General features: G+C 63.9%; 25 protein-coding genes, 2 tRNA genes and 1 riboswitch. Of the genes, 8 read left to right on the top strand and 19 right to left on the bottom strand.

Features of this window, described 5'->3' with window-relative positions:
- Positions 1 to 302 precede the first annotated feature (302 nt).
- On the bottom strand, positions 303 to 734 hold the full coding sequence (locus tag HXS65_RS03150; protein ID WP_077372838.1) for an OsmC family protein: 432 nt from the start codon (positions 732 to 734) through the stop codon (positions 303 to 305).
- Between the two features lie 318 nt (positions 735 to 1,052).
- On the opposite strand from HXS65_RS03150, the gene HXS65_RS03145 reads away from it, so the two are divergent.
- Positions 1,053 to 1,493 (top strand): hypothetical protein, encoded by a 441-nt coding sequence (locus HXS65_RS03145; protein WP_176493055.1) that lies wholly within the window; start codon positions 1,053 to 1,055, stop codon positions 1,491 to 1,493.
- Positions 1,494 to 1,924: 431 nt separating this feature from the next.
- Positions 1,925 to 3,088 carry an NADH:flavin oxidoreductase gene (locus HXS65_RS03140; protein WP_176493054.1) on the top strand — a complete coding sequence of 388 codons (1,164 nt, stop codon included), beginning with the start codon at positions 1,925 to 1,927 and terminating at the stop codon, positions 3,086 to 3,088.
- 71 nt (positions 3,089 to 3,159) lie between these two features.
- On the opposite strand, the gene HXS65_RS03135 is transcribed toward HXS65_RS03140, so the two are convergent.
- From HXS65_RS03135 to HXS65_RS03095, 9 genes are all read right to left on the bottom strand, one after another.
- A complete protein-coding gene (locus HXS65_RS03135; RefSeq protein WP_308483171.1) occupies positions 3,160 to 4,335 on the bottom strand; it encodes an NAD-dependent epimerase/dehydratase family protein in 1,176 nt (391 codons plus the stop codon).
- Complete coding sequence (locus HXS65_RS03130) at positions 4,332 to 6,287, bottom strand: glycosyltransferase family 39 protein (protein WP_176493053.1); 1,956 nt, start codon at positions 6,285 to 6,287, stop codon at positions 4,332 to 4,334. The genes HXS65_RS03135 and HXS65_RS03130 overlap by 4 nt, the downstream gene beginning before the upstream one ends.
- Positions 6,284 to 8,077 (bottom strand): glycosyltransferase family 39 protein, encoded by a 1,794-nt coding sequence (locus HXS65_RS03125; protein WP_176493052.1) that lies wholly within the window; start codon positions 8,075 to 8,077, stop codon positions 6,284 to 6,286. The genes HXS65_RS03130 and HXS65_RS03125 overlap by 4 nt, the downstream gene beginning before the upstream one ends.
- Positions 8,074 to 8,547 carry a lipid-A-disaccharide synthase N-terminal domain-containing protein gene (locus tag HXS65_RS03120; RefSeq protein ID WP_176493051.1) on the bottom strand — a complete coding sequence of 158 codons (474 nt, stop codon included), beginning with the start codon at positions 8,545 to 8,547 and terminating at the stop codon, positions 8,074 to 8,076. Before HXS65_RS03120 ends, HXS65_RS03125 begins: the two co-directional genes overlap by 4 nt.
- Complete coding sequence (locus tag HXS65_RS03115; RefSeq protein ID WP_255304397.1) at positions 8,547 to 9,518, bottom strand: glycosyltransferase family 2 protein; 972 nt, start codon at positions 9,516 to 9,518, stop codon at positions 8,547 to 8,549. Before HXS65_RS03115 ends, HXS65_RS03120 begins: the two co-directional genes overlap by 1 nt.
- A 253-nt stretch (positions 9,519 to 9,771) precedes the next feature.
- Positions 9,772 to 10,962 carry a 23S rRNA (adenine(1618)-N(6))-methyltransferase RlmF gene (gene rlmF / locus HXS65_RS03110; RefSeq protein ID WP_176493050.1) on the bottom strand — a complete coding sequence of 397 codons (1,191 nt, stop codon included), beginning with the start codon at positions 10,960 to 10,962 and terminating at the stop codon, positions 9,772 to 9,774.
- Positions 10,963 to 11,197: 235 nt separating this feature from the next.
- Positions 11,198 to 12,064 (bottom strand): siderophore-iron reductase FhuF, encoded by an 867-nt coding sequence (gene fhuF, locus HXS65_RS03105; protein ID WP_169477153.1) that lies wholly within the window; start codon positions 12,062 to 12,064, stop codon positions 11,198 to 11,200.
- A gap of 129 nt (positions 12,065 to 12,193) precedes the next feature.
- A complete protein-coding gene (locus HXS65_RS03100) occupies positions 12,194 to 12,577 on the bottom strand; it encodes a thiol-disulfide oxidoreductase DCC family protein (protein WP_176493049.1) in 384 nt (127 codons plus the stop codon).
- Positions 12,578 to 12,653: 76 nt separating this feature from the next.
- The gene (locus HXS65_RS03095; RefSeq protein ID WP_084208987.1) at positions 12,654 to 13,283 is read right to left on the bottom strand and encodes a RimK/LysX family protein; all 630 of its coding nucleotides are present in this window, start codon (positions 13,281 to 13,283) and stop codon (positions 12,654 to 12,656) included.
- 326 nt (positions 13,284 to 13,609) lie between these two features.
- Between HXS65_RS03095 and HXS65_RS03090 the strand changes: the two genes are divergently transcribed.
- Positions 13,610 to 14,296, top strand: a complete 687-nt coding sequence (locus HXS65_RS03090; protein WP_084208988.1) for a DUF4396 domain-containing protein — start codon at positions 13,610 to 13,612, stop codon at positions 14,294 to 14,296.
- A gap of 223 nt (positions 14,297 to 14,519) precedes the next feature.
- On the opposite strand, the gene HXS65_RS03085 is transcribed toward HXS65_RS03090, so the two are convergent.
- The 6 genes from HXS65_RS03085 to HXS65_RS03060 all read right to left on the bottom strand — a co-directional run bounded on the left by HXS65_RS03085 (position 14,520) and on the right by HXS65_RS03060 (position 18,041).
- Positions 14,520 to 15,248, bottom strand: a complete 729-nt coding sequence (locus tag HXS65_RS03085; protein ID WP_077372806.1) for a YebC/PmpR family DNA-binding transcriptional regulator — start codon at positions 15,246 to 15,248, stop codon at positions 14,520 to 14,522.
- Positions 15,249 to 15,458: 210 nt separating this feature from the next.
- Positions 15,459 to 15,812 carry a TusE/DsrC/DsvC family sulfur relay protein gene (locus HXS65_RS03080; RefSeq protein ID WP_077372803.1) on the bottom strand — a complete coding sequence of 118 codons (354 nt, stop codon included), beginning with the start codon at positions 15,810 to 15,812 and terminating at the stop codon, positions 15,459 to 15,461.
- 83 nt (positions 15,813 to 15,895) lie between these two features.
- The gene (tusB, locus tag HXS65_RS03075) at positions 15,896 to 16,186 is read right to left on the bottom strand and encodes a sulfurtransferase complex subunit TusB (protein WP_084208989.1); all 291 of its coding nucleotides are present in this window, start codon (positions 16,184 to 16,186) and stop codon (positions 15,896 to 15,898) included.
- Positions 16,187 to 16,346: 160 nt separating this feature from the next.
- Positions 16,347 to 16,775, bottom strand: a complete 429-nt coding sequence (gene tusC, locus HXS65_RS03070) for a sulfurtransferase complex subunit TusC (RefSeq protein WP_255303022.1) — start codon at positions 16,773 to 16,775, stop codon at positions 16,347 to 16,349.
- A gap of 10 nt (positions 16,776 to 16,785) precedes the next feature.
- Positions 16,786 to 17,175 (bottom strand): sulfurtransferase complex subunit TusD, encoded by a 390-nt coding sequence (tusD, locus tag HXS65_RS03065; RefSeq protein ID WP_077372797.1) that lies wholly within the window; start codon positions 17,173 to 17,175, stop codon positions 16,786 to 16,788.
- 197 nt (positions 17,176 to 17,372) lie between these two features.
- A complete protein-coding gene (locus HXS65_RS03060; protein WP_065392578.1) occupies positions 17,373 to 18,041 on the bottom strand; it encodes a Bax inhibitor-1/YccA family protein in 669 nt (222 codons plus the stop codon).
- Positions 18,042 to 18,295: 254 nt separating this feature from the next.
- Here HXS65_RS03060 and HXS65_RS03055 point away from each other — a divergent pair.
- The 3 genes from HXS65_RS03055 to HXS65_RS03045 all read left to right on the top strand — a co-directional run bounded on the left by HXS65_RS03055 (position 18,296) and on the right by HXS65_RS03045 (position 20,060).
- A tRNA-Ser gene (locus HXS65_RS03055) sits at positions 18,296 to 18,386 on the top strand.
- Between the two features lie 197 nt (positions 18,387 to 18,583).
- Positions 18,584 to 18,674: transfer RNA gene (locus HXS65_RS03050), tRNA-Ser, on the top strand.
- A gap of 174 nt (positions 18,675 to 18,848) precedes the next feature.
- On the top strand, positions 18,849 to 20,060 hold the full coding sequence (locus HXS65_RS03045; RefSeq protein WP_176493048.1) for a DEAD/DEAH box helicase: 1,212 nt from the start codon (positions 18,849 to 18,851) through the stop codon (positions 20,058 to 20,060).
- 74 nt (positions 20,061 to 20,134) lie between these two features.
- On the opposite strand, the gene HXS65_RS03040 is transcribed toward HXS65_RS03045, so the two are convergent.
- From HXS65_RS03040 to HXS65_RS03030, 3 genes are all read right to left on the bottom strand, one after another.
- Entirely contained in the window at positions 20,135 to 21,265 is a 1,131-nt protein-coding gene (locus HXS65_RS03040) for a GGDEF domain-containing protein (protein ID WP_167593029.1), read from the bottom strand.
- Positions 21,266 to 21,463: 198 nt separating this feature from the next.
- Positions 21,464 to 23,173, bottom strand: coding sequence for a potassium/proton antiporter (locus HXS65_RS03035; RefSeq protein ID WP_255303023.1), 1,710 nt, complete (start codon positions 23,171 to 23,173; stop codon positions 21,464 to 21,466).
- 121 nt (positions 23,174 to 23,294) lie between these two features.
- The gene (locus tag HXS65_RS03030; protein WP_084208992.1) at positions 23,295 to 24,254 is read right to left on the bottom strand and encodes a hypothetical protein; all 960 of its coding nucleotides are present in this window, start codon (positions 24,252 to 24,254) and stop codon (positions 23,295 to 23,297) included.
- A 125-nt stretch (positions 24,255 to 24,379) separates the two neighbouring features.
- A riboswitch (TPP riboswitch) is annotated at positions 24,380 to 24,493 on the top strand.
- A gap of 61 nt (positions 24,494 to 24,554) precedes the next feature.
- On the opposite strand from HXS65_RS03030, the gene HXS65_RS03025 reads away from it, so the two are divergent.
- Together HXS65_RS03025 and HXS65_RS03020 are read left to right on the top strand one after the other, a co-directional pair.
- Positions 24,555 to 25,307 carry an ABC transporter ATP-binding protein gene (locus HXS65_RS03025; RefSeq protein WP_205700454.1) on the top strand — a complete coding sequence of 251 codons (753 nt, stop codon included), beginning with the start codon at positions 24,555 to 24,557 and terminating at the stop codon, positions 25,305 to 25,307.
- Positions 25,304 to 26,071, top strand: a complete 768-nt coding sequence (locus HXS65_RS03020) for an ABC transporter permease (RefSeq protein ID WP_077372781.1) — start codon at positions 25,304 to 25,306, stop codon at positions 26,069 to 26,071. The genes HXS65_RS03025 and HXS65_RS03020 overlap by 4 nt, the downstream gene beginning before the upstream one ends.
- Positions 26,072 to 26,099 lie beyond the last annotated feature (28 nt).

Genomic DNA, 26,099 nt, shown 5'->3' with positions numbered 1-26,099 from the left:
CCGGAATGGAAGCGGATAGAGATAAGGCTAGAGAGAAATGGAAAGAGAGATAGAGAGATAGAGAGATAGAGAGATAGAGAGATAGAGAGATAGAGAGATAGAGAGATAGAGAGATAGAGAGATAGAGAGATAGAGTGTTAGGAAAAAGAGAGAGAAAAAAAGAAAGAGAAAAAAGAGAGATACCACGCAAAAAACCGCCCCTCAGGGCGGTTTTTTCATTGGCGCCCCCCCCCTGCTGAGGGGATGCGCCTTCACACCATAGCTGCCTCACCCGAAAGAGCCGAGGGCAGCTGGCGAGCGTCTCAGCTGTCGAGAGACGCCTCAAGGGTGATCTCGGCAGTGAACAGCTTGGAGATCGGGCAGCCGGCCTTGGCCTTCTCGGCGGTCGCCTGGAAGTCCGCGTCACTGATACCCGGCACCTTGGCCTTGGTCACCAGTGCGATCCTGGTGACGCTGAAACCGCTGTCATCCTTGTCCAGATGCACGGTCGCGCGGGTATCGATGGCGCTCGGCTCATGGCCTGCCTCTCCCAGCATCATCGACAGCGCCATGGAGAAGCAGCTGGCATGTGCTGCGCCGATCAGCTCTTCAGGATTGGTACCCGCGCCGTCTTCGAAACGCGTATTGAAACCATAGGGCTGATCCTTGAGGGCGCCGCTTTCACTGCTGACGGTACCTTTACCCTGCTTGACGCTACCTTCCCAATGCGCGGAACCGGTTTTCTTGATCGTCATGCGTGTCTCCTTGACTGGGTGAACTCTCAGGGGGCCGTTGCCCTCTCCCCATCACATTGTCATGCCAGGCGACGACTTCAAGGGCCCGACACCAGATAACCGCCCTGACCACCGGATACGCAAGCCACCTCACCTGCCAGCGATGCAGGAACGTCAGCGAGAGTTGATTTCTCGTCATCTGCCCCGATCTCTCTTCCATCAGCGTCCAGTACAGCGCAACGTCTGGATGTCTCTTGCACAACGAGCAAGCACTCATTGACTTGCTCACGGAATGGCCTGGCCCATGCTCCACGCCGTTTCCCCAAAGGAGCACTCGACATGTCATTCACGACCCCCTCCCCCTTCCGAGCAGGCGCTTCACGCAAGACGCGCTACGGTGTCGGCATCGCCGCCGTGATGCTGGGCTGCCTGAGCCTGTCACCGGCCTATGCCTTCGACGAGATGAATACCGAGACGGGAGTCAGTGGTGCCGCTGCCTCCCAGCACTCCTCGAACGGCGAGCCGACCACCAGCCACTCCACGCGTACCGCTGATGATTCCCGCGACAATGGGGCGAACTACCAGCAGCACCAGCAGCCCGAGGCCAACCAGCAATCCAAGGATGAGGCCAAGCGTCAGGTACAGAAAAGCCTCGATGGCGGGGATATCGGAAGCCAGGGGGGACGACATGCCAATACTGGCCAGGCCAAGCCGACCGAGAACTGGTTCGGCTGCCCACCTTCCGGCGGCAAGCAGACTGCCCAATGTGACGGCAAGTGATCGCCCGGGCTGAGCCCTCGCCCTAGACACGATTCCCGCGGATGAAACAGGCCCCGCAACCCTGGGTTGCGGGGCCTGTTTCGTTGCATGCACATGCGTGGGTGCAGGGCATGTGCATGGAAAGCAGTACACCGTTGCCACAATATGCAGCAACCGTGAAGTGATTACGAAAATCCCTTGATATTCAAGCAATTACGCAATCAAGTTGTCGAAACGACAACACTCTCCTTCCAGCGATCCCGCTTGTGACACCCCACCTCGGCAGGCACGATATATCGCATACAGATGATCCGTCGATCATCCCTCAAGGCCACTGCACGGCGTCTGCATGACGCCAGCACTGCATCGATTTCCGTCTTGTTCAGTACGCAGTCAGTGCAGGTCCCACGACCGGATACGACAGCGGAGTCATCTCCGCAGGAGAGTTACGCATGACAGACACCAAGTCACTGTTCACCGCCCACACGCTTGGCGAGCTTGAGCTTCGCAATCGCCTGGTGCTCGCGCCGATGACCCGTACCAGCGCCCAGGAGGATGGCCTGGTCCACTTCGACATGGTCGATTACTACCGCGATTTCGCGCGCGGCGATTTCTCGTTGTTGGTCACCGAGGGCCTGTACACCGATGAGGCCTTCAGCCAGGGCTACGCCAACCAGCCGGGACTGGCCACTCAGGCCCAGCAGGACAGCTGGCGCCCGGTGGTCGAGGCCGTGCATCAACAAGGCGGCCGACTCATCGCCCAGTTGATGCATGCCGGCGCCCAGACTCAGCACAACCGCTTCAAGGATGAGGTGGTCGCGCCCTCAGAGAGCCGGGCCAGTGGCGAGATGCTCAGCTTCTACGGCGGCTCCGGCCCCTTCCCGCTGGCTCGCGAGATCAGCGAATCGGAGATTCACGAGGCCATCGCCGGCTTTGCCACCAGTGCTCGCCTGGCCAGGGAAGCTGGCTTTGACGGGGTCGAGCTGCACGGTGCCAACGGCTACCTGATCCACCAGTTCATCAGTGAGCGCTTCAATCAGCGCGACGATGCCTGGGGCGGCGATGCCACTGCCCGGCTGGCCTTCCCGCTCGCGGTGATCCGCAGTGTGCGTGAGGCCGTCGGCGACGACTTCCCACTCGGCATGCGGCTGTCGCAGGGCACCGTGACCGAGCCGGACCTCAGCTGGACCGGTGGGCCTGACGCGGCTCGTGCGCGCTTCTCGCACCTGATCGAGGCTGGCCTGGACTTCCTGCACCTGACGGGTGGCGATGTCGCCGCGCCCGCCTTCCCCGAGGCAGCGAATGCTGACGAGCGCTCGCTGAGCCTGACGGCGCTGGCCGACCAATCGCGCAAGGCACTGGAGTCAGACATCACGCTGATCACCAATGGCGGCGTGGACAGCCCCGAGAAGGCAGTGGCGGCGCTTGAGCACGCCGACCTGGTCGCGATCGGGCGTTCGGCACTGGCCAATCACGACTGGCCCAAGCGCGTGAAACGCGACACCTGCCTGACGCCCTTCGACTTCGCGATGCTGTCTCCATTGGCCACCCTGGCCAACGAGGAAGACTGGCGCATCGCCAACGACAAGCCGGCCAACTGCGAAGGTCGCTGCTGATGTCGGCAGACTGAAGCAGGACGCAGCGGGCCCCGCCACTCAGTGGCGGGGCCCGCTGCGTTGGAAACCCGTCAAGCCTTGAAGGGCGCTTCTGCACTGAAGGCCAGCCCCGCCGATGCCGGCGGCCTGATGCTCGTCATGCCGCGCAAGGTGCTCAAGTGCTGCGCCGTCAGTCCCCTCGCGGCTTCCGACGCCTCGTGCTCTCGCTCATCCTGCGTCTCGCTCAGCAGCGACGGATAGTGCCGCGCCCACTCGGCCAGCTCCTCAAGCCCCATGGCAAGACTGACCACTGGCCGAAAGCCGGTCAGCGCCTGGAGTGCCGAGGTGTCAGCCCAGGTGCGCTCGACATCGCCCGGCTGCATCGGCAGCAGACGTCTGCGGGCCGTGATGCACAGCGCCGCTTCCAATCCGTTGATGAAGTCTCCCAGCGCGATGGGCTCGCCACGGCCGAGATTGAGCACCCGTGACGGTGCCGCGCTGGACACCTGAGCGGGTGGCAGCGGCATGAGACGGAAGATGCCCTCCACGATGTCACTGACATGGGTGAAGTCACGTGCCATCTGCCCCCGGTTGTAGACATCGATCACCTCACCGGCCAGCAGCTTGCGCGCGAATCGCAGCGGCGCCATGTCCGGTCGGCCGCGCGCGCCATAGACGGTGAAGAAACGCAGCCCCGTCACCGGCATGCCATAGAGGTGCGAGTAACTGTAGGCCATCAGCTCATTGGCTCGCTTGGTGGCGGCATACAGCGACAGCGGCCGCTCCCCCACCTGGGCTTCCTGCAGAGGCTGAGCGGCGTCATCCCCGTAGACGGAGCTGCTGGAGGCGTAGAGCAGATGACTCGGACGCGCGGCACGGCACGCCTCGAGAAGGTTGACGAAGCCGACCAGATTGCTGTCGACGTAATCGAAGGGCTGGCTGATGGAATGCCGCACCCCGGCCTGGGCGGCCAGGTTGACGACCACCTCGAAGCCCTCGTCCTTCATCAAGGCGAGCAACGCCTCGCGCTCGACCAGATCCAGCGGCACGAAGCGGAAACTGCCCGGACGGCGGCCATCGCCGCACTCTCCCGCACACTGGCTGGCCAACGTCTCGAGGCGCGCCAGACGATGCCTCTTCAGCGCCAGCGGATAATAGGGATTGAGGTTGTCGAGTCCGACGACCTGCATGCCTTCCTGCAAAAGGCGCTCGCACAGCGCGGCGCCGATGAAGCCTGCGGCTCCCGTGACCAGAATCTTCATGCTCATTGTCTCTCCTGCGCGGACATGTCCCGCTTTGATGACACGGACGGCAAGCCGCCCAACGCCGCTGCGGGAATCGTCATCACTCGATGGCGTCCCTGATGGAAGATCCGTGAGGTATCCGCCTTGCCATCCGCTGCCGCCTGACACCAGTCGCGCATGCCGGCCAGCGGGCCTTGCGTGCCTGGCAGACGCAGACACTTCTCCGCCTCGATCACCAGCCAGCCATCCGGATGCGCCGCCTGCCAGGCGCTAAGCGACCCCGCATCCCGCGTGAGCGTCTCCAGTGGCCGAGTCAGACGGCCGGTGAATTGCCATGTCGCTTGATAGTCCCAGCCGACGACAGCCACCTGCTGGCCAGCCTGCTGTCGGCCATTGATCCATTGCGCGATGGCGGTCTGATCCAGATGCGGCCACAGCGGGCGCAATGTCAGACTCAACAGACAGGTCACCAGCAACACGCTGCCCAGCACCAGGCGGCGCTGCGCATTCAGGACACCGTCGTGGCGGGCCTGCACACCCGACACCTGACGCGCACTGATTGCCCCTGACGTCGCGCTGGACGGCCACAGGCCTGACATCAATGCCAGCAAGCCCGCGCCAGCCAGGAAACTCGACAGGCTGGCACTGCTTGAGGCCACCAGTGCAGAGTCCGCCGACCATCGTGCAAGGCCTGTCGGCGCCAGTGACGGCATCACGATGACCGCCAGTGCCAGACTGGCAACGCCCAATCCACCGCTTGTCATCGCCAGCAACCGCAGCGCCCCATGAGCCGGTGGCTGACGAAGCGCCGCCCAGGCCAGCAACAGGCTCAGCGGCACCAGCAGCGGCATCAGGTAATGCACCTGCTTGCCGGAGATGAGCGAGAAGATCAGCAGGCCACTCAGCGCCCAGACGCGTCCCAGCCTCAGCAATGGCTGCTCGGCCGTCGGCCGCTGGGCAATCGAGGCCAGAAAGCCTTCCAGCAGCAGACGCGGGCGCAGGCTGAACGGGAAGATCAACACCACAAGCCATGGCAGATACCACCACAGTGGCCGCGCATGATCCTGCGCGGAGACGACCCGATGCGCCGTCTGCCCCCACAGCAGGTCCTCCACGTAGCTGGCCGGCCCGGTGATGACGGCGGGCAGCAACCACACGCACAGCACCACGAGCCCCAGCAGCAGACTCATTCCCCAGCCGCGCCACTCGCCGGCCCAGACCTGGCGGGCCTTCGCCTGAGTCCACCAGGGGCGCGAGCCGACCACCACAGCAAACCACAACAGCGCCACCGGCCCCTTGGCCAGCAGGGCAAGTCCCAGCCACAGCCCACTCTCCGCCACCGCCTTCCAAGGCAAGGGCTGAGCCCCCTGTGGCGAACACCAGGGCCGCAGCGCCCCCAGCAGACAGGTGGTCAGCAGTACATCGAACATCAAGGCCTGGCTGTAGAGCATCCACATCAGGCAACCGGCGAGCGTCCAGCGGGTCAGAGAGACCCACTGCTCACGCATCTGCCATTCATCGCCCTCCCCCGCGGCCACCGGACACAGGGTGCGAGCGACGCGTCCCAGCTGCCAGATCCCCAGCAGACTGACCAGCGGCATCAGCACTTTCGGCCAGACTTCATTGACCCCGAAGACCGCCCAGCCAGCGTGGATCAACCAGAACAACAGCACCGGCTTGTCCGCGTAGGGAGCGCCATTCATGCTCGAGACGAACCAGTGACCGGAATGCCACATCTCCCACGCCACCGAGACATAGCGGGTTTCATCGATGGGCAGATAGGGTCGCGCCAGCGCTCCTGCCATCAGCAGGGTCAGCCACAGTGCCCAGCACAGCCGCTCGCTGGCACACAGGTTGGCGCCTGAGCTGACGGCGCTTCCGGCCAGCGCCATCGCCTTGCGCCAGCGGCCAGCCCGGGTGGCGGGCTCCGTCTCGCTGCGCTTGATCACACGTGAGCGGGGTGTCTGGCGTTTCATGGGCGGGCCTCCGTCATCACGTCATGGCGCCCGGGGAGACCGATCAACCGCGCCGCCTCCTCGGAGACCGAGGTCGGCGCCAGATACATCGGCGCGGCATCGGCATCGCCACGACACGCCAGCGCCGCTCCTCCGGGCAGCAGGGCCCAATGTTCATCCGGTTCACTCAGCGTGATGGCCTGCGCTGCCTCCAGGCAGGCATGCCGCTTGAGCATCCCGGGAGTCATCAGGGCCCAGCGATGCTGCGGCGCCGCTTGCAGCCAGGCATACAGCCGCGAGAACTGGTCCGCCTCCGACGTCTTGTAGCCGAAGTGCCATAGCGGCTGGCGCGCCTGCAGGAGGTACTGCTCCCGGAAGTCAGGGATCGCCAGCGCCTGGTGATCACTTTGCTCGGCGACCTGAGCCATCAGTGCCGCCGGATTGCGCACCGGGTCCATCAGTCGCGCGCCCCAGGTCCCCCACAGGACCCAGAAGACCACCAGCCAGCTGCCCAGCGCGAGCAGGCCACCGCGCGGTTTCCACCACGCGCACAGCGCCACGCCAGCCCCTCCCAGAAGCCCCCACCATCCCCAGGGCACCAGGCCTTCCTGCTCGGCAAGCCTCGTCAATGCCGGAAGTCCAGCGGCCCCCAGCAGTGCCGCGCCCAGAAAGATGCCGGCAAGTCCCGCGCACAGCGCGAAGGCCAGCCAGGCGACATGCCGCTTTCTGGACAGGCCGGGCAACAAGGGCGCCAGGCCGACCACCAGCAGCGGCAGCGCCGGCAGGAGGTAGACGCCCCGCTTGCCGGGGGACAGCGAGAAGAACACCACGATCAAGACCGCACCGCTCAACGGCAGCCAGACGCGTAGATCACGACGCCACAAGCGGGTGGCGAGAGCCTTCGGCCACCAGGGCAGCGTCAACAGCAGCGGCATCCACGCCCAGGGAATCACCTGGGTCAGGAAGTAGTGCCAGGGCTTGAGGTGGTGCCAGCTGTCGGCGTAGCGCTCGGCGGTCTGCTTGAGCAGAATGTTGTCGCGATAGGCTGCCAGCTCCGGGTCGGCAGAGAGCAGCGACATCACCAGCATCGGCCCGACCCAGACCAGTGGTGCTGCCAGCAACCAGCAGAGCCCGATCAACAGCTCACGCCAGGACAGCTGACCGGCACGCTGGCCACCACTGCGCCAGCGCGACGCTCGGTGCATGGCCAGCAGCCAGAACGGCAACATCAGGAGCGGCAGGAAGCCGACTCCCTTGGTGATGATGCCCAGTCCCATCGCGAAACAGCCAAGATGGAAGTAGCGCACACCATCATCGAGCAGTGCATGGCGCAGCATCCCCCAGCAGCCGAGCATGATGAAGGCGGTGACCAGCATGTCGATCTGCGCGGTACGTGCCTGCAGCACGAACTGCAGCGTGGCGATCAGCCACAGGCCGGCGATGAAGGCGACGCGCTTCCCGTGCAGGCGACGGATCAGGTCCACGCTCAGCGCCAGCGTCACCACCCCGGCGACCAGCGACGGCAAGGCGAAGCCGATGCGAATGTCGCCACTCACGCCGGTGGCCAGGCCACTGAGCCACATGAAGATCGGCGGCTTGTCGGGATACAGCTCTCCCCCGCGATGCGGCAGCCACCAGTGGCCGGTGACCCACATCTCGAGACCGTTGAGCGCGAAGCGTGGCTCATCCGCCGGCCAGGGCATGCGCATGCCGAGCCCGATGGCCGACACCAGCAGATACAGCAGCGCAAGGCTCCACCAGGGGTGGCGGGCGAGGCGTTGATAGAGACGGGCTTGAAGCATCGTCGTCATGCGCACGATGCCTTGTGCCGAGCACTTAGTGCCTCGAGTCGCGCCACCTCATGGGTGAGTCGGGCATTCTCCTCCGCGAGTCGAGCGTGCTCGGCCCGCAGCCGACTATCGCCTGCCGCGAGGGGTGAGCCCTCCGGCTCGCAGGCCTTTGAGGAAGCGGTGGGCTTCTCGACGCTCGGTGCATCGTCACTGGCCGCCTGCTGGCGTGAGGCGCGGTCCCGCTTGATCAGGCTCAGGTTACGCAGATAGATGAGGAGTCCTGCCCCCTGGCCGGCGATGAACACCGGGTCCTGGCGATGGATGGCATACGCCAGCAAGGTCATGCCGCCTGCCAGCGAGAACCACCAGAAGGCGCGCGGCACGATGGAACGACGCGCCTTCTCGCTGGCCAGCCACTGGATGATGAAGCGCGCCGAGAACAGCGCCTGACCACCGAAGCCGATGGCCACCCACCACGAATTGACATCCATCAGTGTGCTCCCCGCGCCACGCCGGCGTGAGGTGTGGCGATGCCAGAGAGATCGACCGCCCCAGTCGCCCTGCCGGTATCGATCCCCGACACGTCTCTGGCGGCATGTTCGCCGACTTCCGGTACATCGCGACTTCTGCAGGCGGGATGGAGCGCGACCTCCAGCGGCGACAGCGTCTCACTGACGGCATTGCCGGAGAGATTCTGCAGCGGCGAGGGCAGGCGCGAGCGACGCACCAGCCACATCACGCCGATGATGTCGCTGATGCCGACCCACAATCGATCGAAGAAGCCGTACTTGGAAATCCCGGCGACACGCTCACGATGGCGTACCGGCAAGGACTGCACCTTGCCGCCCTGTGCCCGCACCAACGCAGGCAGGAAACGGTGCATGTGATCGAAATACGGCAGACGCAGGAAGATGTCACGACGTGTGACCTTGATGCCGCAGCCGGTATCCGGCGTATCGTCATGCAGCAGCGCCTGGCGGATGGCATTGGCCAGGCGGGAGGACACTCGCTTGACGGCGTCATCGCGGCGTTCGGTGCGATGCCCCGCCACCATGTCCAGCCCCTCGAGACTGGCCAGTGACAGCATGTCCGGCAGGTCTGCCGGGTCGTTCTGGCCATCGCCATCCAGGGTCGCCAGCCATTCGCCACGCGCCAGACGTGCGGCCTGCCACAAAGAGGTGCTCTGCCCGAAACTGGTGTCATGGTGATAGGGACGCAGCCGCGAATCTTCCAGGGCTGCCTGCGTGAGCCAGCGCCAGCTGTCATCGCTGGAGCCATCATCGACCACGATGATCTCGTAACGCCGACCGGCGAGTGCCGCATGCACCTCGGCGATCAGCTTCGGCAGGTTGTCTCGCTCATCACGCCCGGGTATCAGCACCGAAATCCCCTCGCTCGAGGAATCCTCCTGCGCTGACACATGCGGTGAGCTGGGGGTGGGCATTGCGGTTGAGGATGGCATGGCACGGCTCCTGGCGAGGATGGGGCGGAGAACATGACGGCCAGTTGCCGATGCCCCTGTTGATCTGGGCAGGCAGGCCGCGCGTTGCAGCAGAGACTGCGCGCGAACCATTAAGACAGCATTAAGTGAGGCTCAGATGACACCCGCCAATGCAGAAAGCCCCCGTCGCGCGGGGCGACGAGGGCTTCCTCAAGGGTCCATGATGCTGCCGGAGACTGTGCTGCAAAGGCCTCGGCGAGAGCCGGCGTCAAGGTCAGTCGTGTTTCTGCCAGTGGTCCCGCCCCCACTGCCGGCGCTCGGCGGGCGTCAAGAAGGTCCAGACCACACAGCGACTGATCTTCTGTCCCTGGGACATCTCGATCACCCGCACCTCGCTGGCACCGCTTGCCGCCAATGCCTGCTTGATCCCCGGCAGACTGCTGGCATGCGCCACCAGCGAGCTGAACCACAGACAGCGCGACGCCACATCACGACTCTCGCTGACCATGCGCGTCACGAAGGCTTCCTCTCCTCCCGGACACCAGAGTTCGGCCGCCTGACCTGCGAAATTCAGCGCGGGTGCCGACTGGGCGCTGTGTCGGCGAGTCCTGTCGACCCTGGATCTGTCGTCACCAGCCCGCTCCTGGCGAGTCCTGCCCTTGCGTGAGGCATTGCCGCGCTGCTGGCGCGACTTGTCCAGCCCCCGCCATTTGCGCTGCGCTTCACGCGCCATGTCAGCTTCGCTGGCATGGAATGGTGGATTGCACAGCACCAGATCGAAGCGTTCCGCCTGCCCCCAGAGCCCGGCGAAGAGCGCACGCCGATCCCGTTGCAGACGCAGCTCGATCTGACCACGCAGCACCACATTGGCCATCACGTTGCGGTGGGCCGATTCCAGCGCCGTGGCGCTGATGTCACTGCCGACCATCTGCCAGCCGAAGCTGCGATTGGCCAGCAACGGATAGATGACATTCGCACCGACACCGACATCCAGCGCCCTGACTCGCTCCCCCGGGGGCAACTGCCCCCGCCCGCTGGCCTCGACCAGCAGGTCCGCCAGATAGTGCAGATAGTCGGCCCGGCCGGGAATCGGCGGACATAGATAGCCCGCGGGAATGTCCCAGTCGCTCACCCCGTAGTGATGACGGAGCAAGGCGCGATTGAGGGCCTTGACGGCCATCGGGTCCGAGAAATCGATCGAGGCGTTGCCGCCCGGTGTCGTGATGAGAAAGGCCGCCAGTTCCGGGCTGACCCGAGTCAGCGCCGACATGTCATAACGCCCCCGGTGGGGATTGCGCGGGTGCAGCTCTCCCTTGCGGGCCGGCATCACCTTGACGGGCGCCGCGCTGGAGGTGGCGGGCTTCCCTCGGGAGGCCGACTGCCGCCTGGCGGGCGAATCGTGTCGGGAAGAGGCATCGGACTTGGACGGGGAAGCACCGCGTGGGCGGCGCGAAGAGGAGGACATGACGACATACCAGGCAATGACGGGGCCCGCCATCTTACCAGAGGGCGCAGTGACAGGCGGCTACCCTCGGGCAACTTTGCCCACCGCAGACGTCCTGTGCTTGGAAAACACCCATGGGAGGACGTCCACGGCGAGAACTCACCACCATCCGGCGGGAGCAGCGAGAGCTGCGAGAGCCACAAGTGCGATAAGCCAAGGCCCGCCAGACGAGACGCGGCTCAGCCAGGGGCTTTGCTCAACCAAGGTCACTGCCGATCAGTGCCCCACGCGCGTTGGCACGTTGGTCGACTCGGCGCGCCTGGGCCCGGCGTGCCGCGGGACGCTCGATGGCCAGCGGGCAATTGCTGCAATAGCCAAGGCATTCGATACGGTAACGCACGCAGCATACCTTGCGGGGCACATGCCGTTCGCCATGACGGTCCATCACCTCGCTGACCGGCTGATACAACGGATTGCGCCGCCCGTCCGCCAGCACCCTGGTCGCCATCAGCTGACGTGCCGGCGCGGCCTGCGCGACCCACCCCTGCTCCTCCAGCATGCCGACGATGTACACGAAGTAATGTGCCGCGTTGCTCCAGAAGACCTTGGGACCCAGCGGGGTATGCGGCACGAGGCGCTCAATGACGGCCTCGAGATGTGCCAGATAGCCCTGGAAGCGCACCTGCAGCCGCGCCTCCTCCTCTGCCGCCGCGATATCCGCCGTGAGGCTGACGCCCTGACCTGCCGCGTCATCGAGTATCAGCTGGGTGACCACACCATGCTCGCCAAGGCGCAGCGAGAGATGGCGCAGCTCCAGCGGCAGTTGATGATCGAGCAGCAGATTGGCCGCCAGCGGCAGCGATACCATCGAGGACAACAGGTACTTGGACCACTGGGAAAGCAGTGCCCGCTCATCCGGTGCCTCCGCGCCCGGCTGCCCCTCGTACTGCATGCCATGTGCGGCGATGCAGGCCGAAAGCCAGCCGGGGCTGAGCACATCACGTGCCGGCACGACACGGTCCAGCGATGACTCGCCACCTGCCTGCGCCTGAGCGCTGGTAGTGATCAGGTCCCGATAGGCAACCATCGGACCGGCAAAGAGCGGGGAAAGCGCGTCGATCATCGGTAGGCTCGCAGACATGAGGAGACGGACGGTGCCTCACATACTAACGAAAACTATTAGCATTTGCATATCAAAAAAGCGTGATGGACCTCAGGCGTGTCTTCCCTCTCTCGTCAAGCCTGCCGCCCGTCAGAGCCTGCCATCCCGGCATAGCCGACGCCTGACCCAGGCATCATAGAGACGGGTCAAGGTCGGCTCGACCAGCGGACGAGTGATCAACCACCCCAGCCAGGCAAGGCCGGGGAGACGGGCCAGCAGCAGACGGTACGCCGGCATGCCATCGCAGATCCGCTCATCGGCCGTCTCGACATGCAATGACAGCAGCGCGCGCTGCAGGGGAATGCCCCGCGCGGCGAGACGCTCGGCATGCTCCGTCGCATCCCACCACTCGACGCCAGCATCGTGGCGCGACAGTCGCTCATAGCGTGCACGCTCACGCCGACATACGGGACAGCGTGCATCGTAGTAGACCTTGAGGGCCGCCCGAGACGGCGGCCGGGCGGAATCCGACATGCTCTGGCTCTCCGGGGGATGAATGTCAGCGTCTGGCCATCAGGGCTGCTGATCAGAGCTGGCGCAGGGCCACGGCTCAGGAAGCCGCGCCGATCCGCTCGGAATACTGCTTGTCTTCATAGCGATGCAGCGGCGCATCCTCGCCACAGTCCGGCGTGGTCTGGAAGGTCTTGCGCACGTCGAGCACGCCCAGGCTCTGGATGGTGCGACGCCCCAGCAGTACCGGGTAATTCATGCCATCACGATCCCGCAGACTGAACTGCTCCTCGTAACGTTCGCCCCCCATGCACAGGGTCATCAGGACCACCGGGCGCGTATCACGTCCGCCGGCACCGGAGACGGTCAGGTCACGATAGAGCGGGCGCTCGAAGGAATTCTCGACCATGTCGCCGCTGGCCTCATCCTCGACCTCCACGTCAAAGCGCACCCATTCCTCGTCGTCACGCGTGAACGTCTCGATGTTCTCGGCGTGCATCGAGGACGTCAGCGCGCCGCTGTCCAGCTTGGCCTTGACCAGCACGCCCCAGGGCTCGATGGTCGCCTTCTCCACCCAGCCGAAGACCTTGTCCTCCTCGGCCTGAGCCGCCGTTGGCAATGCCAGCGAGGCGATCAGCCCGAGCCCGGCAGCCCCGGCAAATTGACGGGTGACGCGCGAAAGAGAGCGTGAAAGAGAACGTGAAAGAAAGGTAGCAGCGTGTCTCGACATCGTGACTCCTGATAAAGGTGGCGACATTGCCAGCGCAACGTCCAACATCTTTCACCATGGAGGTTTGCACCAAGGTTAACAAGCCATGAGAGCACCACATGACATGTCATCGCGCCGCTACGTTGCGTTTGTGCTCCCTTGATCTCGCGCGCCTTGTCCATCAGGTATCACTGAGTGCCCGGGCATTGCCTCGCTGAGATCGCCTCGCTGAGATCGCCTTGCTGAGATCGCCTTGCTGAGATCAGCGCCATGTCATCACTGCAGGAACACCGGCGCCGGGCCATCCGTGCCATCCCATCAGAATGCCCGATACGACAGGAGGTCCCATGCAATCCGCGCTACGTGATCTACTTTCCGACTGGAGCCTGTTTCTCGGCTGGTTACTGCTCATGCTGCCGTCACTGGTCTGGGTCCTGCGTGACCTGACGACCAGCAATGCCCATCTGGCGCCGATGATGAAGTGGGTCTGGGGGCTGACCACGCTGTACTCCGGAATAGTGGGCCTTCTCGTCTATCGCTTTGCCGGGCGCCGCCAGATCGCGGACAACCGTGATGCACGCAAGGGACTGAGAAGCGTCGCGCACTGCTATTCGGGCTGTGGACTCGGGGAGTTCGTGGGGGTTGTGCTGGCGGTGGGTCTGCTGGCACTGGGCAACTTCGCGACGGCGATCATCACCTTCCTCTTCGCCTACCTGTTCGGCTTCCTGCTGACCGTCGGCCCGATGCTTCAGGCCGGCAGCGATGACAAGCGCAAGGTCATCCAGGATGCGTTCAGAAGCGAGACCGCCTCGATCTTCGTCATGGAGCTGGTGGCCATCTCGGTCGACCTGTGGCTGGGAGGCAGATCAGGCATGCATGACGCCCTGTTCTGGAATTCGATGGTCATCTCGCTGAGCCTTGGCCTGCTCGCCGCCTGGCCCGTCAATGTCTGGCTGGTGAAGCGTGGCATCAAGGGAGGCATGGCCGACCCACGCGAGACGGACCCGCATGCCCAGCATCACGCGCACTGCTGAGCCAGTCGCCGTGATGGTGGCTTGGTCTGCACTGCCCTCACGCTTTCCTCGTGCTGCTCTTGCGACGATCTCGCCTCGCTTTCTTGAACGTACCGCTTCCTTGAACGTACCGCCTTCTTGAAAGAGCAGACATGAAAAGGCCCCGCCGGGGAAACCGGCGGGGCCTTGCGGGCTATCGTCTCAATGGCTCATGCCACGGGACCTGCCTTGATGCACAGCTCGATCAGACGAACTCGCCATTGTGATGGACCTGCTGCACGTCTTCGCAATCGTCCAGCATCTCGAGCATCTTGTTGAGCAGCTCGGCGTCGTCACCGCTGACCTCGGTGTGGATCTGCGGGATGAAGCTGATCTCGTCGACTTCGAAATCAAGGTCTTCCCCGAAGAGATCGGTCAGTGCGCCCTTGGCCTTGAAGTGCTCGGTGGTCGGCGTCAACACGGTGATGATGCCGTCATCCAGCTCGATGTCGCTGACATCGACGTCAGCTTCCATCAGTGCCTCGAGCACCTTCTCCTCGTCGTCTTCCGCACCCTTGAAGGACAGGATGGCGCGGTGATCGAACATGTGCGAGACCGAACCCTGGGCGCCCAGCTTGCCCTTGCCCTTGTTGAAGCAGGTACGCACTTCACCGAAGGTACGGTTGTTGTTGTCGGTCAGGCAATCGACGATGACCATGACATTGCCCGGACCGAAACCTTCATAGCGGGCCAGCGCGAAATCTTCACCGCCGGCGCCCTTGGCCTTGTCGATGGCCTTGTCGATGACGTGAGTCGGCACCTGATCCTTCTTGGCCTTCTCGATCAGACGACGCAGGCTCAGGTTACCGTTGGGGTCGACACCACCGCTCTTGGCCGAGACGTAGATCTCGCGTCCGTAGCGTGAATATACGCGCGCCTTGTTGAGTGAAGTACGCGCCATTGACTCTTTACGGTTCTGGAATGCTCTTCCCATGCAAGTCGACTCTTGTCCGCCTGAATTCAAATGCCCTTGCGATCGTGTCGCGGGACCTGATGCACCGCCGCCAGCTGGCCGCGATGCATTGCTGCAGGGAATAGTAACGCAGACCGCGCTCTGCGTCGCCATCGCGCCGCCCTGCTCGGCGCGGACTTGAGGGTTGTGTGCATGTGCCCGGCGCGATTGTCGGCGCGGCAAGGCACTGCCTCACAGGCAGTTGGTCGGCTTGGGCAGTCCTGCCAGGCGCGCGCCCACCTTGGGAGGACTGTCAGGAAACAGGCGCATCAGATGCAGCGAGCGCCCCTTTTCCGGCCCGAAGCGCTGGGTCATCGCCTTGGTCAGCGGCCGCATGGCCGGGGAAAGCGAGAAACGCTGATAGAAATCCCGCAATACCTCGATGACCTCCCAGTGTTCGGGGGTCAACTCACGGCCTTCTTCCGCCGCCAGCCGCTCGGCAAGCGCAGGGCTCCAGTCCTCGAGATCCACCAGATACCCCTCGGCATCCAGACCGATCTCACGTCCGTCGAGAGAAAGCGTACGTACCGTTTCACTGCTGGCCATTGCTCATCCTGATGTTTCGTTCCACTCAAGAAATGACATGCGACATGCCTGTCCGGCCGGTGTGGCACCTCGCGCCGCGCCGCTCAGAACCAGGAGATCGTCTTGTCCGCGGCCTCGGTCAGCGCGACGAAGCCATCCACGTCCACCACGATCACGCTCGCGCTACAACGGCCCGACAGGCCACGTGACTCGAGATCCTCACGCAAGGCGAACAGACGCCCCTCCAGGCCGACGAAATAGTGCTCCGCGCCAGCCAATGCGCCGTTGACACCATCCTCGATCAGCAGCAGCTGGTCCTCGGGTCCCATGGCATTGAGCGCATCATCCAGAATGCGACTGGAAAATGGCGAGCGATTGAGAAGATGAAGATTCATGCAATTATCCAGTCAAGGGAGGCAGGAGTGCGCGGGACAGAGACGCGCCCGCGAAAGACGTGAGCCGCACGCCCGCCAGTGCGATCTTGCGCCCGAAGCGAGAGCGCGAGGGTGATGATGGCGGAGCATACCAGCCGCACGCCCGGGCGTCAGGCAGGCCTCAGAAGCTCAAGACCCGCGAGAAGGCGCCGGTCAGCACCACGATATCGTCGTGCTCCATCAGGGTCACCGGCAACAAGGCGATATCCTCGACGCTCAGGCCCCGTGCGCGCAGGGCGGCGGCATCCACATAACAGCGCTGGACATCGTACATGTCCAGCGCTGCCAGGAGATTGTCACTGCCCTTCTGCCCCAGCGCGCCCGGTTGCTGGCCTTCCAGCAGGGCCAATACGCCATCCCCACTGAACAGCAACCCGACCTCGCGCCCGAAGGCCGCCGCGACCATCGCCGCCTCCAGCCCCTCGCGCAGCCAGCTGCTGCCATGCGGCGCGTGACGCAACAGGATCAACAGATCGCCCGGCGCGAGGTCATCGCTCACCTGCCCAAGGTCGGCAGCGTGCGTCGCTGTCTGTGACATCGCATCACTCATGGTGCTCTCCTCAGGCGAAGGTGATCAGGTGGTCATTCTCGAGCGTGGCTTCCACCAGCTGCCCGAGTCCGGTCAACTCGAAGGGCGCCTCGAGGGTCGCCCCCTGCTTGCCGTGTCGCGCGGCTTCACGCTCATCGAGCATGCCACGCCTGAGCCCTGCTGCCACGCACACCTGCAGACGGGTCTCGCCCTGCTCCGCCAGCGCGATCCAGCGGTCCCGCAGATGTGGCTCATCCTGAGGAGGTGCCATCATCGTCGCCGCGTTGTAGACGCCGTCGTGATAGAAGAACACCGTGCTCAGACGATGCCCGCGGGCCAGCAACGCCTCGGCGAAGCGCAGGGCCGAATGACTGGCCTGCTGACTGTAGGGACCGCCGTAGACGGCCAGAGCGTAACGCATGTGAACCTCGAGTCGGCTGCGCATTGAGGGCGACATTCTAGCGCGAGTGGTGGCATCTGTCAGAGCCCCGCAACGCCACCACCGCCACCGCGACGTACCGCCGTTCCCTGCCGCCGCGCCGTGTCCATGCCACACAACGCAACGACCCCGCCGAGGCGGGGTCGTTGATGCAAGGCTTGCGGGATAGCGTCTGACGATCAATCGTCGGATGCAAAGCCCAGCAGCGCCAGCAGGCTGACGAACATGTTGTAGATGGAGACGTACAGACTGACCGTCGCCAGCAGATAGTTGGTCTGCCCGCCATGGATGATCTGGCTGGTCTCGAACAGGATCGCCGCGGAGGCGAACAGCACGAAGCCGGCCGATACTGCCAGCGCCAGACCACTGATGTTGAAGATCATCGCCGCCAGCATCGCCAGAATCAGCACTATGGCACCCGCGAACAGGAAGTTGCCAAGGAACGAGAAGTCCTTGCGCGTCACCAGTGCGACCGCGGACAGACCGGCAAAGGTGATGCCTGTCATGCCGAGTGCCGTCATCACCAGCTGAGCGCCGTTGGGCATGCTCAGGTAGGCATTGAGCACCGGGCCGAGCGTGAAGCCCATGAAGCCGGTGAAGGCGAAGGTCGCGAAGATGCCGGCGGTGGAATTCGCGGTCTTGTGGACCAGGAACATCAGACCGTAGGCACCGATCAGCAGCACGAAGATGTTCATGCGGCCCACGCCCATGCTCATCGCCACGCCAGCGGTGAGCGCAGAGAACAGCAGCGTCATCGCCAGCATCATGTAAGTGTTGCGCAGTACCCGGTGGGTACTGAGTGAGCGGCTCGCGGTATCCTGCGAGACCTGCCAGGAGCTGTTAGCCATGGTGTCTATCCTCAGGTTGCTACGATGGATGCATCGAATTGACCCCAGCATGCCCGTCGGGGTTTCCCTAATCAAGAGACAGGACGATGAAAAGCCCGTTTCATGCAACTATCCAGCGCGCAAAAGGCAACCTCATCCTCGCTCTCCCTGCACAGTGTGGCACTCGCTACCTTTCAAGCATCTGAACGGAAAGGAAATTTACCCCAAGTCCTTGACGCGGCCAGAGAAATCCGTAGTATTTCATCCCGTGAGTCGGAGGGATGGCAGAGCGGTTGAATGCACCGGTCTTGAAAACCGGCGTAGGTTAATAGCCTACCCAGGGTTCGAATCCCTGTCCCTCCACCACCTTGATTCCGAAAGCCCCGTCTACTTCAGGTAGGCGGGGCTTTTTCGTGCTCGCCCTGTCGCCTGGCAGCCGGCAGCGCTCAAGAGGCGTTTGATGATCACCGCAAGTGATTGTCCGCGATGGCTTTTCCCAAGATTTTTCTTCGCCCACCTCTTGCTATTCTCATCAGTTTCGGTAGTATTTCGCTCCGTGAGTCGGAGGGATGGCAGAGCGGTTGAATGCACCGGTCTTGAAAACCGGCGTAGGTTAATAGCCTACCCAGGGTTCGAATCCCTGTCCCTCCACCACCTTGAATTCCGAAAGCCCCGTCTACTTCAGGTAGACGGGGCTTTTTCATTGCACACCTGCCTGCAGTGGCCATTCCTCATGACATCCTCCCGGGGAGGTACAATGGATCACTCAACGCCTTGCGACACCCCGTGGTCGTACAATCCCTCCTCCCCTTGAAAAATCGAGACACCATGCCATTTTCCGCCCTTGGATTGAGCGACCCCATCGTCAAGGCTGTTACCGAGCAGGGTTATCAGACCCCGACCCCGATTCAGGCGCAGGCGATTCCCGTCGTGCTGGCCGGCGACAACCTGATTGCCGCCGCGCAGACAGGCACCGGCAAGACGGCAAGCTTCGTGCTGCCCCTGCTGCAACAACTGATAGACGCCCCCGAGGTTCGCGCCAAGCGAGTGCATGCCGTCATCCTGACGCCGACGCGTGAGCTGGCCATCCAGGTGGAAGACAACATCCGCCAATATGCCGCACATCTCACGCTCAGCTCCATGGCGATGTATGGCGGCGTGGACATCGCCCCGCAGCAACAGCGTCTGATCGAAGGCGTGGACATTCTGGTCGCGACGCCAGGGCGTCTTCTCGACATGTTGACCCGACGCGCGATCCATCTCGACGAGACACGCACCCTCGTCATCGATGAAGCTGATCGCATGCTCGACATGGGCTTCATCGCCGACATCAACAAGATCGTCGAGAAACTGCCCAGCCTACGTCAGAATCTGCTGTTCTCCGCCACCCTGTCGACCCAGGTACGCATGCTGGCCAGAACGGCGGTGACGGACGCCGTGGAGATTTCCATCGCGCCGGAAAACACCAGCGCTCCCGAGATCACCCAGAGCCTGATCACGGTCGACAAGGAATTCAAATCCGCGCTGCTCAGCCACCTGATCCAGAGTGGCGAGTGGCAGCAGGCGCTGATCTTCATCGAGACCAAGCGCGGTGCGGCCAAGCTGGTCAGCCAGCTGGAGAAGCGCGGCATTGGCGCCGAATCCTTCCACAGCGGACGCAGCCAGGCGGTCCGCGAGCAGCTGCTGGCAGACTTCAAGGCAGGCAAGGTGCCATTTCTGGTGGCGACGGGCGTCGCGGCGCGCGGCATCGACATCGATGACCTGCAGCGGGTGGTCAACTATGACCTGCCGGATGAGGCAGAGAACTATGTGCACCGTATCGGACGCACCGGACGCGCCGGGGCAAGCGGTGAAGCCATCTCACTGGTATCGCGTGATGATTTCCGCAACCTGTGCGCCATCGAGCAGCATCTGGGCAACTTCATCGAGCGTGTGGTGATCGAAGGGTTCGAGCCCGGACTCGCCGTGCCCGCCTCGACGATGGACCCGCTGCCACGCAAGCCGGCCCGCGCTCGCCGCCGACCTGCCGGCAAGCGCTGAGCCATTCGCGCACCGTACGCGACACCGCGACAGTGGAACCTCCTCCACTGTCGCTCTCACTGCTGATCACCGCCTCACGACCTGCTGCCGTGAGATTCGCTGCTGCGCGATACCGGCCCCAGCTGGTTGTCGCTGACGAAACGATTGCAGCCTTCGCGCTTGGCGCGGAACAGGTTGACGTCCGCCTTGGCGATCAGGCTTTCCAGATCCTTGTCCCCGGACTGGCGTTGGGCGACGCCGATCGAGAGACTGACATCGAGACTGTTGATGCCGTCATTGATGACGAAGGGCAATGCCGAGGCCCCCTTGCACAGACGCTCCGCCACCTGGTCGGCGCGCTCACCATGCAGCCGCGGACTCAGCAGCACGAACTCCTCCCCGCCATAGCGACCGATCAGATCCTCTCCGCGCAGGATACTGCGCATGCGCTTCACCAGCTCCTTGAGCACCTGGTCGCCCGCCGCGCGTCCCCAGGTCTCGTTGATCAGCCCCAGGTGGTCGACATCCACCATCATCACGCTGATGGGCTGTGTTCCCATCAACATCTCACGCCCCTTGTCGATCAGTTCCGCGCGACTCAGCGCCCCGGTCAACTCATCGAACCGCTCGCGTGACTCGAAACGCTGGCGCAAGCGATCCGCCGACCACCCCATCTGTACCAGCACGAGGGTGAAGAACACGGTCAGAACGCAGAGATTGATCAGTCGGAACGCGAATGCCCACCCGGGCGGCAGCGGATTGGCCACCCCCTGGAACATCAGCACGACATAGGCCAGCAGCGGCATGCTCAGGCAGATGAGACACAGCAGCAGGCGGCGTGTGAAGGGCATGCGAATGCAGTAGATGCACAGCAGCGCACCGAAATAGAAATAATCGAAACCGGGGGCTGGACCGAAATAGCCCAGGGACAGACTTATCTGGGCACAGGTACCCAATGCCAGCAGGTTGGCGGCCAGTACCTCTCGGCGCGCGCGATGCAGCTGTAGACAGACAAGGTCCACCACCAGCATGCCCAGATCCAGCGCCAGAATGCCCATCTCTCCCAGCCAGAGCATCAGACCGGCATACAGCAGGTGACTCGCTATCGCGAGCACATACACCACATTGAAGGTGGCGTGGAAGGTCTTCTCGTCCTCGGTGAGGCCTGGTGGGAAATCCTCGAATCGCAACAGCCAGCGCGCAAGGTGTGGATGTGGACTGCCCATGAGACTATCTCCTTGGCTGCTGACCACCATTCGTGGCCAGCCAGACCAGGCGGGTAAAGGCCTGACGAGCCAAGGGTACGTCATCCCTCAGTCGAAAGGAGATCAGCACATTACACGCAATGCATAAACCCGCCACCAAGCGCCGTGCCAGTCTGGCGTCACGACAGGCAGAACCGGGCCACGCCGCAAAGAACCGCGTCAATGCAGGCGCAGCCCCACCTTGGTGATGCGATTGCCCTCGACCTCATTCACCACCCAGTGAATGCCATGCCAGTCGACATCATCCCCGACCACCGGCACCCCGCCGACTCTGCGGGTGATGAACTCGGCGATGGTCAGGTGCTGCTCGCCCTGAGAGAGCGTCAGTCCGTAGACATCGGCGATATCCTGCATGTTGGCATCCCCTTCCAGGGTGAAGGTGCCGAAGAAGGCGCGCTGTTCATGCTGCAGACTCTCGCCATTGAACATGCGATTGAGGCTTGGCACATCGCAGGAGCGCCCGACGACGCACAGCACGTCCTTCTGATGCAGACAGGTGCTGCCCTTGGGATGGATCAGCACCTTGTTGCGGAATAGCGCCCCGACCTTGGCCCCGGAGGGGAAGCGCAGCATGCGCAATGCCACGCCTTCCAGCGCCGTGTTGTCGACCCGGTAGACCAGCATCTCGTAATCGTTGACGGGCATGATGCCCAGCAGATTGCGGCGGCTGGGCTGTGCACCCGGCGGCACCACCACCCTGAGCTTGCGCGCCATGGGAGCCAGCGACGAGCCCTGCACCAGCAGCGAGATGATCACCACGAAGAAGGCGACATTGAAGTAGACACCGGCATTCTCGACCCCGGTGATCACCGGGAAGATCGCCAGCACGATCGGCACCGCCCCCCTCAACCCGACCCAGCTGATGAACCACAGCTCTCGCCAGCGGAAGCGGAAGAAAGGCTTGAGACACAGGATCACGGCCAGGGGGCGCACGAACAGGATCAGCGCCACGCTCAGAATGGCGGCTGGCAGCGCGAACTGCAGCATCGTGGAGGGTGAGACCAGCAGACCCAGCATCAGGAACAGCACGATCTGGGACAGGTGGGCCAGTCCATCATGCACCGGCAGGATGTGTTCGAGGTGGCGCCCCGGATGATTGCCGATCATCAGGCCACACAGATAGATGGCCAGGAAGCCACTGCCACCGAGCTCATTGGTCGTCGCGAACAGGCTCAGGCCCAGCGCCAGCGCCAGCAGGGAATAGAGGCCGGGCGCCAGATCCAGATAGCGCATCAGACGGGCGATCAACCAGCCACCGGCGATCCCCATGCCCGCGCCGACCCCGAACTGCAGCGCGAAGCTCATGAGTCCGGCGGCGACCCCCGACAGCTGTCCGGTCAGTATCTCGGCCAGAGTGATGGTGAGGAAGATGGCCATCGGGTCGTTGGTACCGGACTCGATCTCCAGCGTCGCCCCGACCCGCTCGTTGAGGTGCACCCCCTGCCCGCCCAGCAGCGAGAACACGGCGGCGGCATCGGTGGAGCCGACGATGGCCCCGACCAGCAGGCCTTCGATCAAGGTCAGGTCAAACAGCCACATGGCCAGCAGCCCCACCAGCCCGCTGGTCATGAAGACCCCGACGGTCGCCAGCACCAATGCCGGCTTGAGACCCGCACGGAAGGTCGAGAGGCGGGTGCGCAGACCGCCATCGAGCAGAATGAGTGCCAACGCCAGATTGCCGATCAGGTACGCGGTAGAGGCATCATCGAACTGGATGCCGAGCACGCCATCCTCCCCCGCCAGCATGCCGAGTCCCAGGAACAGCAACAGCAGGGGCATGCCGAGACGAGCCGAGACCCGACTTGCCAGCACGCTCAAGGCGATGAGCATGCCCGCCAGCAAGAAGTAATAGTTCAGATTCTCTACCACGTGTGCTCCCCCGCCATTCCCGGCACCAAGTCTCGAATCACGTCTGCGACGGCCCAGAGACAGTATTCCATGTCAGCGACGAGGCTGCAGAGAAATTTCTCAAATATTCATGGACTTGCGATCAACATGTCAGGCTTCTCGGCGACACCCAGGCCGGGGCTGCCGCCAGCTCGGCGTAGCGGGTCGGACCGAAGGCTTCCATCGCCCACAACAGGGCTCGGCACAGCTCACGCTGACCGTCGATATCGACCATGCGCCCATGACGCGAATAACCGGCGAGGAAGGCCTCACGCTGACTCGGCGTCTCCAGCAACAACTCGATCAGTGCCCAGTCGAACTCGATCGGAGCCCACACCAGTGCCTCCCAGTCGCTCCATACCCAGCCGGTGGCGGCGCACAGATATTGGTCCGCGCGCAGGTCCGGCAGACTCCAGACGGCGCGAGCGGGATGCGAGAAGGTGCGTGATGGCAGGTCCCCCAGCTCGTGGGACAGGGGATGGCGCGCGAGAAAACGCGTCACGCGGGCATTCCAATGCAGCAACGGCATGGGCTGGGCAAGGGGCTGACCAAAGCCGGACACGGTGTCCTGATGCAGCCGCCCGACCTGATCTCCCAGCAACTCACAGAAGGTGTCACTGAGATCACTGGGCTGACCGCTGGACCACGGCAGATGCCAGACGGGCGCGCCATCGAGACGTCCCAGATAGGTCAGCGGCAGCGGAGGGATGGGCAAACGCGCCGGCAACGCGCCCGCCAGCCGTGTCAGGGCCTCAGGTTGCGCCCAGCGATCGGCGCCGAAGACACCGCGCATCGCTCGCCAGAAGGGGTCGTGATCCGGGCCGGTCCGCGCCAGCTTGATCAGGCCGGGGGTGCCGCCACGCTGTCGCCACAACCAGTTGGCACTATCCGGCCAGGCAAGTGCCAGCGGCTCCAGCGCATGCCCCAGATAGGTGGAAAGACGGCGAGTCAGCGCATCCTCCGGCCAGCCATTGGGCACGGATGTCGCGTCTGGCATCACGGGTCGCCGCGGTGGCACGGGATAACCGCTGGAGCAGGTCGAGAGATCCGGGGTATCAGGCATGTTGATCTCCTTGAGGCTGCGATACCTCGATAGCATACCCAACACCGGGCCATGCAGCATAGCCACACGACAGCCACCCCGACGATGGCAGGGATGCAACCGGCGGGCAGGTGACGGTACACTGTCGGCCTGGATGGGGGTGCCCGAAAGTGGGCTGAGAGCCGATGCGTCACGTCGCATGGCAACCCCTGGAACCTGATCCGGTTGATACCGGCGGAGGGAATTCCGGTCACCTGCCCAAGCGTCAGGCGCCCTGCGTGCTTCCTCCCCTCGGCATGCCGCCTGACCACGGATGACACTGTGTCGCTGGGACTCTCCCTCAACAACGCTCGCATCGATTACGCCAGCCATACGCTGTTTCGTGATCTGTCGGCGCGTCTGGATGCCGGAAGCTGGACGGCCTTGCTGGGCCGCTCAGGCTGCGGCAAGAGCTCACTGCTGCGCCTGCTGGCCGGCCTCGAGATGCCCGACCATCACACGCTGGAACTCACCACCGATGATGGCAAGCCACTGGCGGGTCGCGTCGCCTGGATGGCGCAGCAGGACCTGCTGCTGCCCTGGCGCCGGGTGCTGGACAACCTGTGTCTGGGAGATGATCTCCATCGTCGCCCTCGCGATACCGAGCGGGCTCGCGAACTGCTGGCAGCGGTGGGTCTGGAGGGGCGCGAGCAGGCCTGGCCAGACGCCCTCTCCGGCGGGCAACGCCAACGCGTCGCATTGGCGCGAACGCTCTACCAGCAGGCTCCGGTGGTGATGATGGATGAGCCCTTCTCCGCAGTGGACGCCATCACGCGACTCGAACTGCATGATCTCGCCAGCCGGCTGCTGGACGGACGCACCGTGTTGATGGTCACGCATGACCCGCTCGAGGCGCTGCGCCTGGCCGACCAACTGCTGGTGCTGCGTCCGGGCCGCGACAGCCAGCAGGGGGCAGTGCTCGACCGCTTGCCGGGGCTCTCGCCGCCTCGCCCGGTGCCGCTGGACCTGCCCGCCCTGCAGCAGGCCCAGTCCGAATTGATCACACGCCTGCGCGACGGCGAGGAGACGCCATGAAACGCCTGCATGCCCTGCGTCATCTCGCCATCAGCGCCGCCGTCCTGCTGGGACTCTGGCAACTGGTGATCATCACCACGGCCGTGCCGCCCTACATCCTGCCAGCGCCACTGGCAGTCGCGGAGGTGCTGGTCCGTCAGGCCCCGATGCTGGCACACCACGCCGGCATCACCTTCGCCGAGATTCTTGGCGGGCTGGTACTGGGGGTCCTTCTCGGACTGAGCACCGCGCTGGCACTGGCGTTCATCCCTCGTCTGCGGCGCACCCTGCTGCCATTGCTGCTGATCAGCCAGGTGATTCCGCTGTTCGCGATCGCCCCACTGCTGGTGCTGTGGCTGGGCTATGACATGCTCTCCAAGGTCGTGATGGCCACGCTGATCATCTATTTCCCCGTGGCCTCCACCGGCTACGACGGCCTGCGCCAGACCCCTCAGGGCTGGCTGGATCTCGCCCACACCCTGGGTGCCAGCCCGTGGCGGCTGCTGCTGCATGTCCAACTGCCCGCCGCGCTGCCGGCATTGGCTTCCGGCGTGCGCATGGCAGCGACAGCCGCTCCCATCGGGGCCGTCATCGGTGAGTGGGCCGGCGCAAGCCAGGGCCTCGGCTATCTGATGCTCAATGCCAATGCCCGCATGGAAATCGACCTGATGTTCGCCGCTCTGCTGGTGCTGGTCGCCTTTTCGCTGCTGCTGTATTTCACGCTGGATGCCCTGCTGCGTCGCCTGATGCCCTGGCATCGGGATCGCCTGACCCGTTTGAACTGAGCGCTTCCGGCTGTCAGGCGATGTCCTG

It is taken from the genome of Cobetia sp. 5-25-4-2, from assembly GCF_013374075.1.
GTDB lineage: Bacteria > Pseudomonadota > Gammaproteobacteria > Pseudomonadales > Halomonadaceae > Cobetia > Cobetia marina.
Note: the sequence above shows the minus strand (reverse complement) of the source record. Positions and strands in the feature narration are given on the sequence as shown.

Bases quoted from the DNA above. Each gene is read 5' to 3' on its own strand.
- HXS65_RS03120 (WP_176493051.1), bottom strand. From the start codon at position 8,547: ATGGATGTCAATTCGTGGTGGGTGGCCATCGGCTTCGGTGGTCAGGCG.
- tusB (WP_084208989.1), bottom strand. From the start codon at position 16,186: ATGAATCTTCATCTTCTCAATCGCTCGCCATTTTCCAGTCGCATTCTG.
- HXS65_RS03060 (WP_065392578.1), bottom strand. From the start codon at position 18,041: ATGGCTAACAGCTCCTGGCAGGTCTCGCAGGATACCGCGAGCCGCTCA.
- HXS65_RS03145 (WP_176493055.1), top strand. From the start codon at position 1,053: ATGTCATTCACGACCCCCTCCCCCTTCCGAGCAGGCGCTTCACGCAAG.
- fhuF (WP_169477153.1), bottom strand. From the start codon at position 12,064: ATGATCGACGCGCTTTCCCCGCTCTTTGCCGGTCCGATGGTTGCCTAT.
- HXS65_RS03115 (WP_255304397.1), bottom strand. From the start codon at position 9,518: ATGCCATCCTCAACCGCAATGCCCACCCCCAGCTCACCGCATGTGTCA.
- rlmF (WP_176493050.1), bottom strand. From the start codon at position 10,962: ATGTCCTCCTCTTCGCGCCGCCCACGCGGTGCTTCCCCGTCCAAGTCC.
- HXS65_RS03135 (WP_308483171.1), bottom strand. From the start codon at position 4,335: ATGAGCATGAAGATTCTGGTCACGGGAGCCGCAGGCTTCATCGGCGCC.
- HXS65_RS03095 (WP_084208987.1), bottom strand. From the start codon at position 13,283: ATGTCGAGACACGCTGCTACCTTTCTTTCACGTTCTCTTTCACGCTCT.
- HXS65_RS03100 (WP_176493049.1), bottom strand. From the start codon at position 12,577: ATGTCGGATTCCGCCCGGCCGCCGTCTCGGGCGGCCCTCAAGGTCTAC.
- tusC (WP_255303022.1), bottom strand. From the start codon at position 16,775: ATGAGTGATGCGATGTCACAGACAGCGACGCACGCTGCCGACCTTGGG.
- HXS65_RS03030 (WP_084208992.1), bottom strand. From the start codon at position 24,254: ATGCCTGATACCCCGGATCTCTCGACCTGCTCCAGCGGTTATCCCGTG.
- tusD (WP_077372797.1), bottom strand. From the start codon at position 17,175: ATGCGTTACGCTCTGGCCGTCTACGGCGGTCCCTACAGTCAGCAGGCC.
- HXS65_RS03080 (WP_077372803.1), bottom strand. From the start codon at position 15,812: ATGGCCAGCAGTGAAACGGTACGTACGCTTTCTCTCGACGGACGTGAG.
- HXS65_RS03020 (WP_077372781.1), top strand. From the start codon at position 25,304: ATGAAACGCCTGCATGCCCTGCGTCATCTCGCCATCAGCGCCGCCGTC.
- HXS65_RS03045 (WP_176493048.1), top strand. From the start codon at position 18,849: ATGCCATTTTCCGCCCTTGGATTGAGCGACCCCATCGTCAAGGCTGTT.
- HXS65_RS03090 (WP_084208988.1), top strand. From the start codon at position 13,610: ATGCAATCCGCGCTACGTGATCTACTTTCCGACTGGAGCCTGTTTCTC.
- HXS65_RS03140 (WP_176493054.1), top strand. From the start codon at position 1,925: ATGACAGACACCAAGTCACTGTTCACCGCCCACACGCTTGGCGAGCTT.
- HXS65_RS03040 (WP_167593029.1), bottom strand. From the start codon at position 21,265: ATGGGCAGTCCACATCCACACCTTGCGCGCTGGCTGTTGCGATTCGAG.
- HXS65_RS03125 (WP_176493052.1), bottom strand. From the start codon at position 8,077: ATGACGACGATGCTTCAAGCCCGTCTCTATCAACGCCTCGCCCGCCAC.
- HXS65_RS03150 (WP_077372838.1), bottom strand. From the start codon at position 734: ATGACGATCAAGAAAACCGGTTCCGCGCATTGGGAAGGTAGCGTCAAG.
- HXS65_RS03130 (WP_176493053.1), bottom strand. From the start codon at position 6,287: ATGAAACGCCAGACACCCCGCTCACGTGTGATCAAGCGCAGCGAGACG.
- HXS65_RS03085 (WP_077372806.1), bottom strand. From the start codon at position 15,248: ATGGGAAGAGCATTCCAGAACCGTAAAGAGTCAATGGCGCGTACTTCA.